This is a genomic window from Bacillus cereus group sp. BfR-BA-01347 (assembly GCF_022663835.1).
GTDB lineage: Bacteria > Bacillota > Bacilli > Bacillales > Bacillaceae_G > Bacillus_A > Bacillus_A thuringiensis_K.
This window is the reverse complement of the sequence record NZ_JAKUGG010000021.1, coordinates 85,323-102,667: the sequence shown is the minus strand read 5'-3', so window position 1 is coordinate 102,667 and position 17,345 is coordinate 85,323. Positions and strand designations below refer to the sequence as shown.

Here is a 17,345-nt window from a genome sequence, read left to right as displayed (position 1 = left end):
GGTAACGGAGGAAACCAAGGAGGCGGATCTGGAACAGGTAACGGAGGAAACCAAGAAGGCGGATCTGGAACAGGTAACGGAGGAAACCAAGGAGGCGGATCTGGAACAGGTAACGGAGGAAACCAAGAAGGTGGATCTGGAACAGGTAACGGAGGAAACCAAGAAGGTGGATCTGGAACAGGTAACGGAGGAAACCAAAATCAAGGTGATAACTCAACGACTATTGAAAGTACAACGAATCAAGTTGTACATCAAAAAGCAGAAGTATTAACAAAAAATATATCTAGTGCATTAATAAAAGAAGCAGTAGATACAGTCGAAAGTTATCAAGGTTTAATGAGCCTTTACGAAATGTATTATGGGATTGATTTAAGAACGAAAGATGTAGGTCCTAAGTTAGAAGAGGGAAGTTTAGATGCAATTGCGACGAATCAATCTTTGTACTACGTATTAAATAAACAAAGCTTAATTGATTTAATTTCAAATCTTGTTTCATCAAGTATTACTACAGAAATAAAGCAAGATATGTCAGGTTTAAAACAAAAAATAAACTCTTATCAACAATCTATTACTAGTGCGGATCAAAATTCTATGCTACTAGCGGAGAAATTAAATGGAACGACGCAACAAGCAACTAGTATGAATGAAAATTTAGGAGAGTATTTAAAAGGTTTAGCGAAATGGCGTGAGAATAGCTTAAAGCTAGTTGAAGAGCAGCAAGTATTAACAACAAATCATGCTGGTGAGCAAACAGCTATTTTATCGTTAGATTCTGGTATTAAATCATTAATGATGCAAAGTCAGTCATTGGTCGAAAGTTCGAAGCATAGTTTAGCAACTTCAGACGATGTATATAAAACATTTGATCAAATTAATGGACAAGCAAAAGAAATTCAAGACAGCGGAACGACAATTGTTTCAAAAGCTGATTTATTATTAAATGACTTTACGAAGAAAATGGAAGATGATAAATCATTCTCCAAAAACTTTACGAAAATTTTAGCCAATAGCCGTATTGGAGATCGTCAAAATGAGATGCTATATGACTTTTTAGCTAGTCCAGTTCAAAAGCAAAATGATGGAGTAATTGTAGCAGGAAATGCTTTTACACCATACTTAATTGTATTAACTTGTTTCATTGTTGCATTATTTACAGCATACGCAATTGCGAATCAAGAAAAGAAACGAATGCAATCAGATCATTTTGAAGAGAAATTCTCATTAATTGATATGAATGTACCAACTACAGTAGTAGCTTTCGGTATATCAATTGTGGAAGGGATTAGTATAGGTATCATTTCTGGGCGTCTTTTAAAGTTCGGTCAGGATCAAAGTTTACTATGGATTGCGTTCATTACATTTATTATGATGGCGTTTGTATTAGTCTCAACCTACTTATTACGACAAATAAAAATGGTAGGAATGTTTATACTATTAGTATTTTTAAGCATGTACCTATTTTTAACTGAGGCAGTTGGAAGTAAAGTAGATCAAATGTCGTCTGTCGGAAAGATACGTCAATTCTCACCGCTTCAGTATATAGAAAGTTTTCTAAATGATTTTATTAGTGGTAAAGATACTGGGAAAGTTATTTTTGTCGTATTGTTTGTAATTGCCATTATTGGATTGGTTAGTAATCTATTTGTATGGCATAAGAAATGGGAGGAAAAAGAAGTAAATGATCAAACAATGGAGCATAGTGGCTAAGTTATCATTTCTCTCTATCCTTTTACTGTTTGTCGCGCTACCGATAAGGAGCGCGGCTGACAGTTATCTTGGTGATGATGGGAAGATTAAGTTTAAAGTGGATCGACTTGAAGAAAGCGACCAAGAAAAAAATAAAAAGGAACATAAAGAAACAGAATTAGATAAAGCATCGATTGAGTTATTTAACAAAGATATAGAGGAAGAAATTGAGAAAAAGAAAAAGAAAGAACAAAAAGATATGGAAGCTTTGCGAGATTCTCTTTTTACAAAACCAAAAGAGAATAATAGTGTTAAAGATACGAAAAATAGTTTATTTAGCAGTGAATACATTGTCAGAAAAAGTGCAGATGAAGTAGCGAGTAATGAAACAATGAATGAAGAGCCAATTAGTATAACAATAATATTATTATTTGGCGGCGGCATTCTACTTATTTGCATCGGTATTTATACGGTTCTTCGTAAAAGTTGGAGGTAAAGCGATGGCAATACAAACACATATCAATGTGACAGTAGATTTTAGTAAATGGAATGGAAATACATATGATTTGCGTATTCCGAATCATCAATCTATTAAATATTTATTAAAAAACTTATTAGATACGCTAAAGATTGATAATCATGAAGGTTCACATTTTGTAATTAAAGTGAAAAATAAGTCAATTGTTTTAACAGATAATGATCGTTTAATTGATCACCAAATAACAGATGGAGATATTTTGCAAGTTTTATAAAGAATATTTTTTACTTTTAGTTATTTGAAAATAAGTTATTACGGGTTATAAAGAAAAGGAGAAGAGGATAAACATGACGGAAAAAATAATTCAAATTGATGCAATGAACTATCAATTTCAAATAGAAAAAGAAAATTGGAAATTGGAGATGACCAAATCTCAAACACGTATAAAAGACTTCCGTCAATTCGATATAATTACGGGCGAATCATCTGAATTTGTACCATTAACAATAGAAGAAACGGATGATATGTTTACGTTTCTATATCAAGTAGATAAAAAATTATATAAGTGGGACGATCTTAGCCGTTTTGGAAGAAATGAGAAATTAAGACTACTTCGGAATGTTGCGCAGTTTCGTAAATATTTAAATAAACGAATCACGTTCTTTTTACATCCAGACAATATAGTTTTTAATGCTAATTTAATACCAAGTATTATACATAGAGGAATTCGAGATATTGTTCCGCCAACCCCGTTATTAGAAGAGCAATTTTTAACACAATATAAGTGTCTAATTATTGCTTTATTCTCCCAAAAACATAACTTTGATGATTTGTATGCTGGGTTACTAAAAGATGCAAAAGAAACAACATTTGAACAGACCGTTGCTCAAATGGAAAGCTTAGATGCATTACTGCAGTTTCTTGATGACAGCTTTGAGAAGGAACAAACAAAAACAGAAAAAAATATGCAGTTAGTACCTAAAAAAAGCTACAAATCATTTAAATACTTAGCTTTTTCCTTCATAGCGGCGACAGTTATTTTAGCTGCTCCTTTAATATATTTCACTTTTATAAAATTTCCTTATCAAAATAAATTGTTAGAAGCAAATGCAAGTTTCATAGCAACTGATTATGACAAAGTCATTACGCAATTGAATGAAGAGGAGTTTGAATCATTACCGATTGCATCTAAATATGAGTTAGCATTTGCATACATTACAGCTGAAAAACTAGGTGAAGCTCAAAAGAAATCGATTATGAAAAATATTAGTTTGAAAAGTGATGAAAAGTATTTGCTGTATTGGATGTATAACGGAAAAGGTAATTTTGATAAATCATTAGATTTAGCTAAGACACTTGATGATCCTCAGCTTATTATGTACGGCCTTGTTAAACAAATTGAATCATTGAAAAATAATCCGGATTTATCAGGAGAAGAACGTGATCAAAAGTTAAAAACATATGAGCAACAATTAGATGAATATAAAAAGAAATATGGCAATTCATCAAGCGATAAAAATTTGTCGGACACAGAGAAAAAAGAGTAAGCAGTTGAAAAGGAGCAGTGAACACGGATGGAGCAACTATTAGTATTGACTTATGGAGACAAAATATATAAGTGCACATTACATCCAAATGAGCAATCAATAGTGTCGATTGGAAAAGAGTGGACAAATGATATTACGAATCCAAGTTTAGAACAAGAAATAGAGTTAAAGTGGAATAATGAAGTAAATGCTTGGATGGTACAGGATCAATTAATAGAATTTAATAAGGAAATTGAGATTGGGAAAACAAGAGATGTGAGCTTGAAAATCTTTATATCTATTGTTGGCACAACTAAAGTGTTTGATATCGGAACGAAACATTCTCTTACAGTGAGTCAAAACGATTACGATGATATTTCTATTACCGGGACTATTGTAGATTTAATGCTATCTCGCGAAACGTTGTACGATTCTTTTAAAGTGAACGTGTATGGCGGGGATGTATTTCATAATTATACGAAGTTAAAAGATAGCGTTATGTTGGAATCAGGAGACGTATTATATTTTGATGGTATTTTATTGGAGATTGGTAGTGAAGACATTCAAGTACTTTCTTCAGAAGATAAAGTGAAATCTGCGTTACCTATTTTAGTAGAATCAGAAACAAATTATCAAAGTGGTTATCCCGACTATCATCGTTCACCACGTATTATTTACCGTGAACCAGAAGAGAAAATGACAATTGCAAAGCCTTCAAGTATGCCATCAAAACCAACGGAGCATTTAGCAAGAATCATTGCACCTTCACTTGTCATGATTGTCGTAACTGTATTACTTGCTATTTTCATGAAATATGGAATGTTTATTATCGCATCGATTGCGATGACATTAGTAACAATCATTGTTTCTGTCACATCGTATATTAAAAATTTGAAGCAATATAAAGTCGACATTGTTGAACGAGATAAAAGCTATAGAGAGTATATAAAACAAAAAACGAAAGATTTACATGCAGAAAGTGAAAAACAGCGTCACGCATTACATTATCACAATCCAAATGTAGAAGTAATACGTAATATGGCAGTTCAAGTAAATCCTAGAATTTATGAAAAAACAATGTTACATCATGATTTCTTAACATTTAGCGTTGGAACAGGACAAGCTAATACGAGTTTTGAAATTCAATTTAATGAAGAAGAATTTAGTCAAACGAAAGATGAATTAATCGATATAGCACGTGAACTAAGACAGCGTTATCTATCATTGGAAGATGTACCAGTTGTAACAGATTTAATGAATGGACCAGTCGGTTATATTGGCCAACGCTCTTTAGTGTTAGAGCAATTACAATTATTAGTTGCACAAACGGCTTTATTCCATAGTTATTATGACTTGCAGTTTATTACTATTTTTCCGGAAGAAGAAAAAGAAAAATGGGATTGGATGCGCTGGTTACCTCATGGAAGTGTTCGCGATATAAATGTACGTGGATTTGTATACCATGATCGTAGCCGTGATCAAGTGTTAAATAGTTTGTATCAAATATTGAAAGAACGAAAATTAAAACTAGATGAAAAAAGTTCTACTAATGAAAAAATGTACTTTGCACCGCACTATGTCGTTCTCATTACAGATGAAAAACTAATATTAGACCATGTTGTTATGGAATTCTTTAATGATGATCCGAGTCAATTAGGTGTATCACTTGTATTTGTACAAGATGTTATGCAAAGTTTACCGGAGCATGTGAAAACGGTAATAGATATAAGAGATGCAAAACAAGGGAACATCATCTTAGAGCAAGGAGAGCTTGTTAACCGTCAATTTAAACTAAATCACGTACCGAAAGGGTTTAATTTAGAAGATATTTCACGGGCATTAGCACCATTAAATCATTTGCAAAACTTAAAAAATAGTATTCCAGAAAGCGTAACATTTTTAGAAATGTACGGCGTTGAAAAAGTAAAAGAACTGAATATCACAAGTCGTTGGGAGAAAAATGCAGCGCATAAATCTTTAGCTGTACCACTTGGATTACGTGGTAAAGAAGATATCGTAAACTTAAATTTACACGAAAAAGCACACGGACCACACGGATTAATAGCAGGTACAACAGGTTCAGGTAAATCGGAAATTATACAATCGTACATTTTATCTCTAGCAGTTAATTTCCATCCGTACGAAGTAGCCTTTTTACTAATTGACTATAAAGGCGGCGGTATGGCGAATTTATTCAAAAACTTACCGCATTTATTAGGAACAATTACGAACTTAGATGGAGCACAAAGTATGAGAGCGCTCGCATCAATTAAAGCTGAGTTACAAAAAAGACAACGATTATTTGGTGAAAATGATGTAAACCATATTAATCAGTATCAAAAACTGTATAAAGAAGGCTTAGTAAGTGAACCGATGCCACATCTATTTTTAATTAGTGATGAATTCGCGGAACTGAAGTCAGAACAACCAGAGTTTATGAAAGAGTTAGTTTCAACAGCGCGTATCGGTCGTTCGCTCGGAATCCATTTAATATTAGCTACGCAAAAACCGAGTGGTGTTGTAGATGATCAAATTTGGAGTAACTCGAAATTCAAACTAGCATTAAAAGTTCAAAATACGTCAGATAGTAATGAAATTTTAAAAACACCGGATGCTGCTGAAATTACATTACCAGGACGTGCTTACTTACAAGTTGGGAATAATGAAATTTATGAACTATTCCAATCAGCTTGGAGCGGAGCAGACTATGTAGAAAACAAAGAAGATAAAGAACATTTAGATGCAACGATATATGCAATAAATGATCTAGGACAATATGAAATATTAAGTGAAGACTTAAGTGGACTTGGTAGCAGTAAAGAAGTAATAAGCGTACCATCTGAACTGGATGCTGTTATTGACTACATTCACGATTACGCAGAAGTAAATGAAATTGAAGCGTTAGCTAGACCATGGTTACCACCACTTCCAGAAAGCGTATATTTACAAGACTTACACGCTATTCAGTTCAAAGAAGCATGGACGAAAGAAAAGAAACCATTAAAAGCAACAGTTGGTCTACTAGATCAGCCTGAATTACAATCACAAACACCATTAACATTAGATATTAGTAAAGACGGACACGTAGCGGTCTTCTCAAGCCCAGGCTACGGAAAATCAACATTCTTACAATCAGTCATTATGGATGTAGCTCGTCAGCATAGTCCGGAGCATTTGCATGTGTATTTATTAGACTTCGGAACAAATGGCTTAATGCCATTAAAATCTTTACCGCATGTGGCAGACATCATTACATTAGACCAAGTTGAAAAATGCGAGAAATTTCTTCGTCGCATAGAAGACCTATTAAAAGATAGAAAGCAATTGCTAAGTAAATATGGTGTTGCGAGTCTTGAAATGTATGAGAGAGCTAGTAAAGAAGTATTACCAACAATATTAATTACGTTAGATAACTATGATGCTGTTAGAGAAGCTGGATTTGTCGAAGACTTTGAACGCATTATTGCACAAATTGTACGTGAAGGGGCAGCAGTAGGAATTCATTTAATGCTTACGGCTACACGTCAAAATGCATTGAGAGTACAAGTAAATACAAATATTAAACTACAAATTGCTCTATATATGATAGATGAGGCAGAATCTAGAGCTATTGTAGGAAGAACAGAGTTAAAAATTGAAGAATTAGCAGGCCGTGGTTTAGTTAAAATTGACGAACCAACAATCTTCCAAACAGCTTTACCGACAAATGGAGAAGATGTCCTTACTCGAATTGAAAATATACAAGCTGAAGGAAAAGAGATGGATTCCTTCTGGGATGGAGAAAGACCGAAAGCAATTCCTATGGTACCTGAAGTTCTGGAATACAAGGAATTCATTGCATGGCCAGAAACAAGAAAAATTATTGAAGCAGGCAAACTAACATTTGGTGTAGAGACAGAAAACGTTACGCCTCTCGAATTAGATTTAACGGAAGCGTCTAATATTGTTGTAGGGGGAATTAAGAAAGATGAAGTTGAAAATGTAGTTCATCAATTCCTTCAACAGTTAGCAGACAGTGGACACTTTGACCTAGGTTTAATTGATACAAGAACACGAAATTTCTCAAACTATAGAGAGAGCGCTGCTTTATATGTAGCTGAAAAAACAGGAATTGAGAAAACGATTAAACAAGTTACAAACGCTTATAAATCGAGAGAAGCGGCGTTTAAAGAGGAGCAGGAAGCATCAAGTGAAACAGTGAACCCGGCAGAATTTATTAAGAAATTTAAGCCGATTGTAATCGTAATTGCAGATGTAAATGATATTTTAAGTAATTTAGAAGATAGCGATATATATAGTTTAGCGGAATTAATAACAAATGGTGCATTTATGGGCATCCACTTCGTAATTGGCTGTGATGTTGATTCAATTGACAGTCGATACGACTTAGTTTCAAAAACAATAAAAACGCAATCTCATGTTATTTTACTTAGAAAATCATCAGGCCAAATGGTCTTCGATGTATCTAATAAAGATTTAAGTAGTACAAAATTAAATCCATTTGAAGGGTATTTTGTTGAAAATCGTTTTGCTACTAGAATTAAAGTGCCAACTATTTAAGGGGGGATTTGCATGGGGATAGAGGAATTAAATAGTCAAAAATCTGGTTTATTAAGTAGTATAAGTCATCAACAAGGGCAATTGGCTGAACTACAAATGAAACTAAGAAGGCTAATAACTGCTAAAGGGAAATTTGTAAATAATCTTGAAGCAATTAAACAAAATCAAGAGCAGTTTAAGTCCTTAGAAATAAACGAGAGTAGTTGGAAAGGGCAAAGAGCAACTACTTTTAAAGAAACATATGAACAACAAGTCATTTCGAATTTAGGGAAGTTTATCGGAGAACTAGGGAGAGTGCAAGAAGACATCGATCAAGCTATACGGCGGCTTGAAAGAGAAATCGCTACATGTGAGTCTAGTATTCTTTCTCTAAGTAGAAGTGTTTCAATGGTTGACGCTAGTATTCAAGTAGAAGTACAGAAGGCGGGGAAATGATAAATGGGGGAAATTAAATTAAATAAAGGGGTATTTGATGCGAAAGTAAGTGATTTGAAAAGTGGTGCTAGTGATTTAGGTAAGACTAAATTTAATGGTATGCAGTTACATCGTACGAATTTAAGTAAACTGAAAAAATATTGTGAAGCGATTGAAAAACTTTCTCAGAAAGTTCAGCGATATGAGAAATTGTTAGAAAATGATATAAGTAGAGTAAAAGAAATTGGAGCGAAAATGGTAGAGAAAGATGCAAAACTTGGGCAAGAACTAAAAGTTGGTATACAGCAGCACTAGAAAAACATTCTACGTAAAAATGAAATAAGGGGAGAGAAACGTGGATAAAAATATTGAATTACAAGAAGTAAACGAATTACAAAAAAGATTTCAAACAAGTGCTGACGAACTAAATCAATATTTTGAAACTTTATTAGGGAAAATAGATGATTTGAACCAACTTAATTCTTTTCAAGGGAAAGCAGCAGATGAAATAAAGAGGTATTTTTCTAGAGTACATGGTACTACGATTGCTGGATTTCAAATTGCAGCGGAAGAGTTGAAAAATGAATTTCAAAAAGCAATAGAGAGTTTTAATAGTACAGTTGATAGTGATAGTGACACAAAGATTTATGGGAACTATTTAGATAATGTAAAGAAAAAAATTAATGGATACAGCAATGAATTTGATCGTTCTAATGAAGAAGCAAAACAAACTATATCGACTATAGCAGACATTGTCCCAACTCAGTATCCATCATCTTCAGGAATATCTGAAGGAATCCAAAAAAGTCAAAAGGAAATTAGTGATACGCTAGAAAAATTAGAAACGTATAATAGTCAGCAAAATGAACTTCAACATTTTAATGAAATGTTAAGTTCATTAGACAAGGGAATGAAAGAAATACAAGCAGCCAATGGAGATTTTTCTAGTAAGATAGTCGAAAAAATTATGGCTGGTGGATGGAATGGAAACTTAATAAATGGTATTTCGAATCATATGACGGCGTTTGATATACAACAAAAAGGAACGAAATTTTTAATAGCTGCCTTTGCTCGTATGTATTATGCTAAAAAGAATTATGATTTTAAAGCAATTTTTGATCCTGATGGTCGAAAAGGAAAAGGGAAGTTTACACTATCAACACGTCAAAAAGAAGATTTAGTGGAAGTATTCAAATTACTGAAGATGGATAGTAGTGATGATAGTATATTTCGTTACGTAAAAAATGGACTTAAAATGGATGGTGTAGAAAATTCGAGAATCACGAATGAACAGGTAAGAAAAGCAAGAAAAGGAATTTATAAGTTACCGGAATTTCAAGACTTTCAAAAATTCCATCAGAATTGGGGGCAAAAAGGATTATCTATTGCAATTAAAGAAAGGGGATGGAGTTCGTTTAAAACGGAGTATGTAAAAGGGTTAAAAGATTTACATCCTGGACAATGGAAAGAAGCCTTCAAAGAACTTGGGAAAACTGGTAAATTTTTAAAAGGGGCCGCTATATTTGGAGCGGTTGTGTCAGTTGGAAATAATATTGCAGATGCTCAGAAAGATGGTTGGCAACGACATGATATAGTTGATATAGCAACAGATTCAGCAGTAGATATTGGAGCAACTGCCGGAGCGGCTGCAACTGGTGCAGTAGCGGGATCGTTTTTCCTTCCGCCTGTTGGTACTGTGGTAGGAGCTGGGGTGGCAGTAGTTGGTACAGCGCTGTTGAATAAAAAATGGGACAGGCTTGGAGGAGACAGTATAATTGATGTTACAAAAAAAGGAGTGAAAAAAATAACAACAAAACTTGGGGAGCTATTTTGATAATTCGGCTACAAGGAAGGTGCAAATGGTGTATGTGGAATATAAAAGAGGAAGAGTTGGATGAATTTAGAATGACATGCAGAAGGCGTTTAAGTCCTGAGGGGGCTACGGGATTTATGATGGGAACAATCATTTTTGTTTCATTATTGATGTTTTTTATTTTCGTAGCGCTAGTTACAGATGGGTGGGATTACTATTCAACCCTTTTTGACAAAATAATTGTTGCCATTGAATTAGTTTTATATAGTTTACAAATAATTTTTTTAATACTATTTTTATTTCCGAAAGCTCGTTTTAAATTTCAAAAGTTACAAACGCTCGTTGTATTATTATATGCATTTCAATTAGGTACAATAACATTTACAGCGTTAGTTCTTCCTGGAATGACTAATTATTCAATTGATCGTATGACTTTAATTTGTGTAGGGTTATTATTTTTAGGAGCAGTTATCGTTCATATTGAGACAACAATTGATACGTTTAAGCAAGCAAGTGAAGGTGCGTTTAGTATGGATGAGAGGTCTCGGTCATTTTTTAGTGAAAAAAAAGGAAAATTAATAAAATGTAGCACGGTTTATATATTAGTCCTTCTAATGACAATTTATTTTCATAATGATTATGAATTTGATACATTAATTTTGTATGTGGTAGGAACAATTATAATGTACGCAGTAGCCATAGGTGCAGCTGAATTCCAACTTTTAGTGTACTGTAGATTTAAATTTAAATCATTTAATATGACGTGGGAAGAGAATGAGAGACAACGTCAGAAATTTAGAAAATATAATAAAAAAAACAAATCGAAAAGTAGATAATAAAAGAAATGAATTTTTGCTATAGCATAAGTTGTTAATTTATGCGTATGAAATGAGAAATTGCACGTTTCCATTCGAATTAGAAAGAAATAAAGATAAGAGGAGTAGATGTTGTGAAAGTTCAATATAAAGCATTATCACTATTAAATTTAATTAGTATTACTCAAGTCGTCAAAAAAGAAGATTGGTTACTACCTGCTATTGCGCTGAGAAATCAAGTTATCCGTAATGGGATTTATGCAGTAGGACCGGTTCTTTTTAAATATAAACCACTTGAAAATGAACCAGCATATGGTGAATATACATATTGTGTTCCGGTAAATGAACGTGTGGAACTGGGGGGAGATTCTGCATATGAATACATTGATGGTTTAATAATTGAAGATGCTTTAAGTGTGCGTTTTACGGATGAAGATGGTGATATTGAAGATGTGTATAATTTAATACACGAGGTGGCAAATCAAAACCATATTAAATTAGATAGTAGTTTTTATCATGTATGCTTAGATGTATACGGTGATACTTGGTTAGATATTTACGCTCCTATTATAGAAGTAGGTGAAACCGTAAAATGATTATAGAAGGTCAAAGTATTGCATATACAAATGTTGTTTCAAAAGAATACTATATTCATTATACCTATATGAAAGATTCGATTGACGATTTTATGCTAGAAATAGAAAAAGCGAACTTAACAGCAAAAGGTTCACTATTTTATGCATTGAAAAATGTTCCTTCAGATGAAAATATGTATATTGAATTATTTATGCCGATATATGAGGATAAAGTTCCACCATTAGAAACAATGAAATTTAGAAGCTATTACTATGTAGATGACATGCTTGTGAAACGATTGACAGGAGATTATGAAACATTAACCGAGTATGCATATGCTGAGATGCTTCAGTATATGGAAGATAATGAACTTGATATGATTTCACCTATTTATCATATTTTTAGCGGTGATGAAGAGCTACAGTATGTTGAAATAAAAATTGCAGTGGATACACAATAATAATTTAGTGTATTTATAGTTCTGGAAATATGAAAAGTAAAAACCAGATTTTAGTTTCGTTTTATAGAAGAATAATATAAAGGTATTCTTGAATTAAGAGTTCTAATTGTTGTTTTTATTAGGAAGGAGTCTACATATGTGGCTATTTTCAAAAGAAAAAACTGTATATTTTCAACAAGAGTGTGAGCATAAAACTGGGGAATTAATTAAGCAGCAAATATTGGAGAAAGTATCAGTAGATGATTGCATAATAGCTGCTGAAATGATTGATGTATTGTTTATATATCCTGAACTTGCAGAAGAACTTGCAAGGGTTTTATATATGAGTAATAAAGAATTATTCCGAACGGTTGCTATGTTTGTTGGCACATTTGAAATTTTTGTGCAAGTCTCAAACACAACGAAAGTTATTATCCAATGTATTCCGGTAGATGAAGAAATGGAAGAAGAAGTGTTTTCGGATATGAAAGTGATTGGTTTTAAATATAAGAAAAAGTCCACTGATGAAGAGATAGAAGAAATAGCAGAGTGGATGCTGGAATATAAAAAGATGTGTAAAAAAATAGCAGAGCACTATGAAATAGCTCAAAAAGAATCATTATTATAATGTAAGAATATCTGAGATTAATAAAACCTTCTCTTCTGGTTAGAATGAGGAGGTTTTTTATTCTAAGATCTATATGTAATTGATTGAATAATTCGACATGAGATTTTTCAGTTGGATCAATCTGAATGGGTAGTAGTTACGTTCTGCAGTTCGCTCTGTTCTTATGTCGAAAGGGAAAATTTATTCGAAAGTCAATTTGTAAAAAGGGGAAGGTGTTATTTTGAATAAGGATCGAAATGTTTTGGAAACAGAGAAAAGTTTTTTTGAAAGGACAATAGTATCTATCTATAAAGTGTTAGAATTTATAATGAAATATACAATGATTCTAATAATAATAATGTCAATATTTGTGATAATTGCTGCTGTTTATTTTAAAATATATGAGGGTATAGGGGCGGGGGTATTCCTCTTAATCTCGTCATTATTTGCATATTTGGTATTTTTTAAGAAAAGTAAAAATGCCTAAATTAATAGCGGAAATAAAAATCCAAGAATCAACAATTATAATACGTTATTTGAAGAGGGGAAATTTTGTATATAGCATGAATATATAACAGCAGGAAAACCTTCTTTTTTCGTTAAAATGAGAAGGTTTTTATTTTTAATCTACATGATTTAAATGAATGTTGTTAAAGGTGGGGCACTTGAATGTGGAAAATAAAAGAAGAAGATTTAGATCAATTTAGGGTGACATGTAAACGTCGATTAAGCCCTGAGGGTGCTTTAGGTTTTATGATAGGGACAATAGTGTACGTTTCAGTTATGATGTTTTTTCTTATAGGTACTTTAGTAACGTTTGGTTGGGACTACTATACTACTTTATTTGAAAAAACAATTGTTCAAATTGAACTTGTGCTATATAGCTTGCAAATAATTTTTTTAATTCTATATTCATTTCCAAAAGCTAGATTCAAATTTCAAAAGTTACAAACGATTGTCGTATTATTATATGCATTTCAATTAGGTACAATATTATTCACGACTTTAATTCTTCCTGGAATATCGGATTATACAATCGATGGAATTACATTGGTATATGTAGGTTTTTTATTTATAGGAGCAGTAATTGTTCATATTGTGACAACGATTGATACGTTTAAACAGGCAAGTGAAGGTGCTTTTAGTATGAATGAAAGATCTGCTTCTTTTTTAGTAAAACAAAAGGAGCTATGATGAAAGGGGCTTTAATATACGTATTAATCCTACTTATTTTGATTTATTTTCATAATGATTATGCGATTGATACTTTGATTGGATATGTAATAGGTACTGTTTTACTGTACACAGTAGCCGTTGGTGCAGCAGAATTCCAGCTATTGGTGTACTGTAGATTCAAATTTAAATCATTTAATATGACTTGGGAAGAAAATGAGAGAATGCGTGGGAGAATTCGAAAGCAAAATACAAAATACAAAATCCAAAACGAAAAGTAAATAAGGGTGAAATATATTACTTTCCAAAAAGGAACATAATGAACTTAAAAATGCCTAGAGAAATCAACGGGGTGTCAGTATGAAGTTAAAGAAGAAACCTAAGATGATGATAGTTCTGTCAATAGTATCAAGTTTATTAAGTGGATGTGGTTTTGGGGAGACGAAGATAGAGTATGAGAGATTAGTAAAGGCATTGGATGAAGGGGATATGAAGACGGTTATGTCTGCGAGTGATGATGGGTATGCTTATGTGAAAGAAGAGATTAGGGATAGCACGTTTTGGGCGGAAAATGATAATCGCATTAGCGTTGTATATCAAACAACAGGAGGAGTATACAATATTAAAGAAAAAAAGTTCTATGGAACAACTTTGCAAGAAATTGCTAGTTCATTAAATAGTGAGCAAAAAAAAGAAGAGATTGTATATAGAACTAGTATTAACTATGAAGATAATCAATCAAAAAGTCCAGATCAAAATTTGGATGTTTCGAATGTTTATTTCATATTTGATAGATTGAAGGGAATAGATAGTTTAAGGCCAAAAAAAGATAAAAAAGATAAAAAAAGATAAAAAAAGATTTAATGAACCACCCAAGGTAACATATTACTTAACTGAATCGGAATTTCAAGAAATAATTAATAATAAGTTAAAGGTGGACTACGAAAAATTTGATGAAGCAATATTATTAATGGAGTTTAGTTCGGCGAAAGATTCAAAAGAAAATCCAATGGAATTCACTACAATAAGCATCACAATGGGATATGAAAAAAGAATAAAGAAGGCCGATTAATAAGGCATGATCAAAAAATAGCAATCTATTTAAATACTAAAGAAGATAACGATAAAGCTTCTAAAACCCGATATGAGGAGTATGAAAAACAATATTTGAATAATAAGTAATGTATAAAATAAGGGGAAAGGTGTAATTATGGCATGAGTAAAAGGTTAGTTAAAAAAATAGTTATTGTAATGACAGTAACGTTTTTACTAAGTGCGTGCAGTTTCGGGGAAACAAAAATAGAGTATGAGAGATTGGTAAAGGCATTGGATGAAGGGGATATGAAAACGGTTATGTCTGCGAGTGATGATGGATATGCATATGTGAAAGAAGAGACTAGCGAAAGTACTTATGAAGAAAAAGAAGATGGTGAACATAGCAGGATAATATATCAAACAACCCATGGAGTATATAATGTGAAAGAAGACGACTTATATGGGAAAACAACTCAAAAGGTTGTTACTGATATAAAAAATGATAAAAACGTTGGTAGTAATCAAAATTACAAAAAAGAAACGGTCTATAGTACAAATTTAAAAAATGAAAAATCCCGTTCATTAGCCCAGGATCAAGCTATGAATGTTTCATATGTAAAATTAATGTTTAGAGGATTAAATGAACTTAGTAAATTGAAACCAAGTGAAGATACAAAAAGATCTAGTGAACCGAGCATAATAAGCTATGATTTAACTGAATTACAGTTTAAAAGCATAATAAATGACAAGTTAAATTTAAAATATGATAAATTTGATTCTGCAATATTGATGATTGAGTTTAATACGCCTAATGATACAAAAGAAAATCAAATGAGAATAATACAAATAACAATATCGGTAAATTATGAAGAAAGAAAAGAAGATAAGCTTATAAAACGCAATCAAGAAATTTTAACATATTATCATACCAGAGAAGATAATAATCAAAGTGCCAAAAAAGAATATGTAAATTATGAAAAAGAGTATATAAATTAAAAATAATATATTTTGATTGAATTTTGAGAATGATAAATGTTGTGAGGATATGAGTAAAGGGATAGTGAAAAATAGTTACTGTGATAACAGTTATGTTTTGCTGAGCGCGTGTAGTTTTAGGAAATCAAAATAAAGTATGAGAGCCTAATAAAAGCAATGGATGAAGGTGACAAGAAGACGGTTATACTTAAGTGAAAGAGAGAAGAGTAGTTGGAACTTTTGAGGAGAAAGGATACTATTTGAACTATCAAAAAGCAATCTGATTATATGATTAGCGTAATTAATGTGGTAATGGTATACCTAAAAAATTATCTAAATTTAGTTGTACAAAGATCTATGTACTTAAAAATATTAAGAATGTAATAGAATTTTAGTGCATGAGAATTATTTAAACTGTATAGAAGGTGGAATGTCAGGGTGTGGAATATAAAAGAAGAAGATTTAGATAAGTTTCGAATGACATGTCAAGGGCGTTTAAGTCCTGAAGGTGCTACGGGTTTTATGCTTGGAACAATATTTTATATTTCAATATTTATGTTTATTATTTTTGTAGGTGATTTGAATTACTACAACAATTTTTTTGATAGAACAATTGTTAAAACTGAAATTGTGTTATTTAGTATTCAAATTATATTTTTAATTATATATCTATTTCCGAAAGCATGTTTTAAATTTCAAAAGTTACAAACGCTAATCGTATTACTATATGCGTTTCAACTTGGAACGATATTATTTGTAGTTTCGATTGTTTCTGAAATGGCTGACAATTCAATTGGTAGGATGTATACCGGGCTACTAGTTGTAGGAGCAGTTATTATCCATATTGTAGCAACGCTAGATACATTTAAACAAGCAAGTGAAGGTGCATTTAGTAGTGATGAAAGATCCACCTCGTTTTTTAGTAAGACAAAAGGAGCTATGATAAAGGGGGCTATAATATATATATTCATACTACTTATTTTAATGTATTTTCAAAATGATTATTCAATTGATTTTTTTGTTATGTATGGAGTAGGAACTGTATTGATGTATGCGGTTGCAATCGGAGCGGCAGAATTCCAACTATTGGCGTACTGTAGATTCAAATTCAAGTCATTTCATATGTCATGGGAAGAGAATGAGAGAATGCGTGGGAGAATTCGAAAGCGAAATAAGAAATTCAAAACGAAAAATAAATAATAATATATTAATAGAATTTTAGTGCGCGAAAAATAATTGAAACATATA

General features: G+C 32.2%; 14 protein-coding genes and 4 pseudogenes. All 18 read left to right on the top strand.

What is annotated here, in order from left to right; genetic code table 11:
* Positions 1 to 1,707, top strand: a pseudogene (locus tag MR143_RS25140) (type VII secretion protein EsaA); the annotation flags it as partial.
* Entirely contained in the window at positions 1,679 to 2,182 is a 504-nt protein-coding gene (gene essA / locus MR143_RS25135) for a type VII secretion protein EssA (RefSeq protein ID WP_000595655.1), read from the top strand. The pseudogene MR143_RS25140 and the gene essA, both read left to right, overlap by 29 nt.
* Positions 2,183 to 2,186: 4 nt before the next feature.
* Positions 2,187 to 2,438, top strand: a complete 252-nt coding sequence (locus MR143_RS25130; RefSeq protein WP_001007571.1) for an EsaB/YukD family protein — start codon at positions 2,187 to 2,189, stop codon at positions 2,436 to 2,438.
* 73 nt (positions 2,439 to 2,511) lie between these two features.
* Positions 2,512 to 3,711: a type VII secretion protein EssB gene (essB, locus tag MR143_RS25125; protein ID WP_000136612.1), complete on the top strand. Its 1,200-nt coding sequence runs from the start codon at positions 2,512 to 2,514 to the stop codon at positions 3,709 to 3,711.
* 27 nt (positions 3,712 to 3,738) lie between these two features.
* A complete protein-coding gene (gene essC, locus MR143_RS25120; protein WP_000436722.1) occupies positions 3,739 to 8,250 on the top strand; it encodes a type VII secretion protein EssC in 4,512 nt (1,503 codons plus the stop codon).
* A gap of 12 nt (positions 8,251 to 8,262) precedes the next feature.
* Positions 8,263 to 8,685: a YwqH-like family protein gene (locus tag MR143_RS25115; RefSeq protein WP_000510565.1), complete on the top strand. Its 423-nt coding sequence runs from the start codon at positions 8,263 to 8,265 to the stop codon at positions 8,683 to 8,685.
* Positions 8,686 to 8,688: 3 nt separating this feature from the next.
* Positions 8,689 to 8,979 carry a TIGR04197 family type VII secretion effector gene (locus tag MR143_RS25110; RefSeq protein WP_000503888.1) on the top strand — a complete coding sequence of 97 codons (291 nt, stop codon included), beginning with the start codon at positions 8,689 to 8,691 and terminating at the stop codon, positions 8,977 to 8,979.
* Between the two features lie 40 nt (positions 8,980 to 9,019).
* Complete coding sequence (locus MR143_RS25105; protein ID WP_000360011.1) at positions 9,020 to 10,498, top strand: T7SS effector LXG polymorphic toxin; 1,479 nt, start codon at positions 9,020 to 9,022, stop codon at positions 10,496 to 10,498.
* Between the two features lie 32 nt (positions 10,499 to 10,530).
* Positions 10,531 to 11,313, top strand: coding sequence for a hypothetical protein (locus MR143_RS25100; RefSeq protein WP_033690143.1), 783 nt, complete (start codon positions 10,531 to 10,533; stop codon positions 11,311 to 11,313).
* Between the two features lie 113 nt (positions 11,314 to 11,426).
* Positions 11,427 to 11,888 carry a DUF5085 family protein gene (locus MR143_RS25095; protein WP_000868166.1) on the top strand — a complete coding sequence of 154 codons (462 nt, stop codon included), beginning with the start codon at positions 11,427 to 11,429 and terminating at the stop codon, positions 11,886 to 11,888.
* The gene (locus tag MR143_RS25090; RefSeq protein ID WP_000582722.1) at positions 11,885 to 12,328 is read left to right on the top strand and encodes a DUF5085 family protein; all 444 of its coding nucleotides are present in this window, start codon (positions 11,885 to 11,887) and stop codon (positions 12,326 to 12,328) included. The genes MR143_RS25095 and MR143_RS25090 overlap by 4 nt, the downstream gene beginning before the upstream one ends.
* A 136-nt stretch (positions 12,329 to 12,464) precedes the next feature.
* Positions 12,465 to 12,935 (top strand): hypothetical protein, encoded by a 471-nt coding sequence (locus MR143_RS25085; protein ID WP_000266199.1) that lies wholly within the window; start codon positions 12,465 to 12,467, stop codon positions 12,933 to 12,935.
* A gap of 220 nt (positions 12,936 to 13,155) precedes the next feature.
* On the top strand, positions 13,156 to 13,401 hold the full coding sequence (locus MR143_RS25080; protein WP_001030784.1) for a hypothetical protein: 246 nt from the start codon (positions 13,156 to 13,158) through the stop codon (positions 13,399 to 13,401).
* A 182-nt stretch (positions 13,402 to 13,583) separates the two neighbouring features.
* Positions 13,584 to 14,368: pseudogene (locus tag MR143_RS25075) on the top strand (hypothetical protein).
* Positions 14,369 to 14,447: 79 nt separating this feature from the next.
* Positions 14,448 to 15,269 (top strand): annotated as a pseudogene (locus MR143_RS25070) (DUF3952 domain-containing protein).
* A 33-nt stretch (positions 15,270 to 15,302) separates the two neighbouring features.
* The gene (locus tag MR143_RS25065) at positions 15,303 to 16,118 is read left to right on the top strand and encodes a DUF3952 domain-containing protein (protein WP_000044428.1); all 816 of its coding nucleotides are present in this window, start codon (positions 15,303 to 15,305) and stop codon (positions 16,116 to 16,118) included.
* 49 nt (positions 16,119 to 16,167) lie between these two features.
* A pseudogene (locus MR143_RS33540) lies at positions 16,168 to 16,304 on the top strand (DUF3952 domain-containing protein); the annotation flags it as partial.
* A gap of 231 nt (positions 16,305 to 16,535) precedes the next feature.
* Positions 16,536 to 17,297: a hypothetical protein gene (locus MR143_RS25060; protein ID WP_000267138.1), complete on the top strand. Its 762-nt coding sequence runs from the start codon at positions 16,536 to 16,538 to the stop codon at positions 17,295 to 17,297.
* The last annotated feature ends 48 nt before the right edge of the window (positions 17,298 to 17,345 follow it).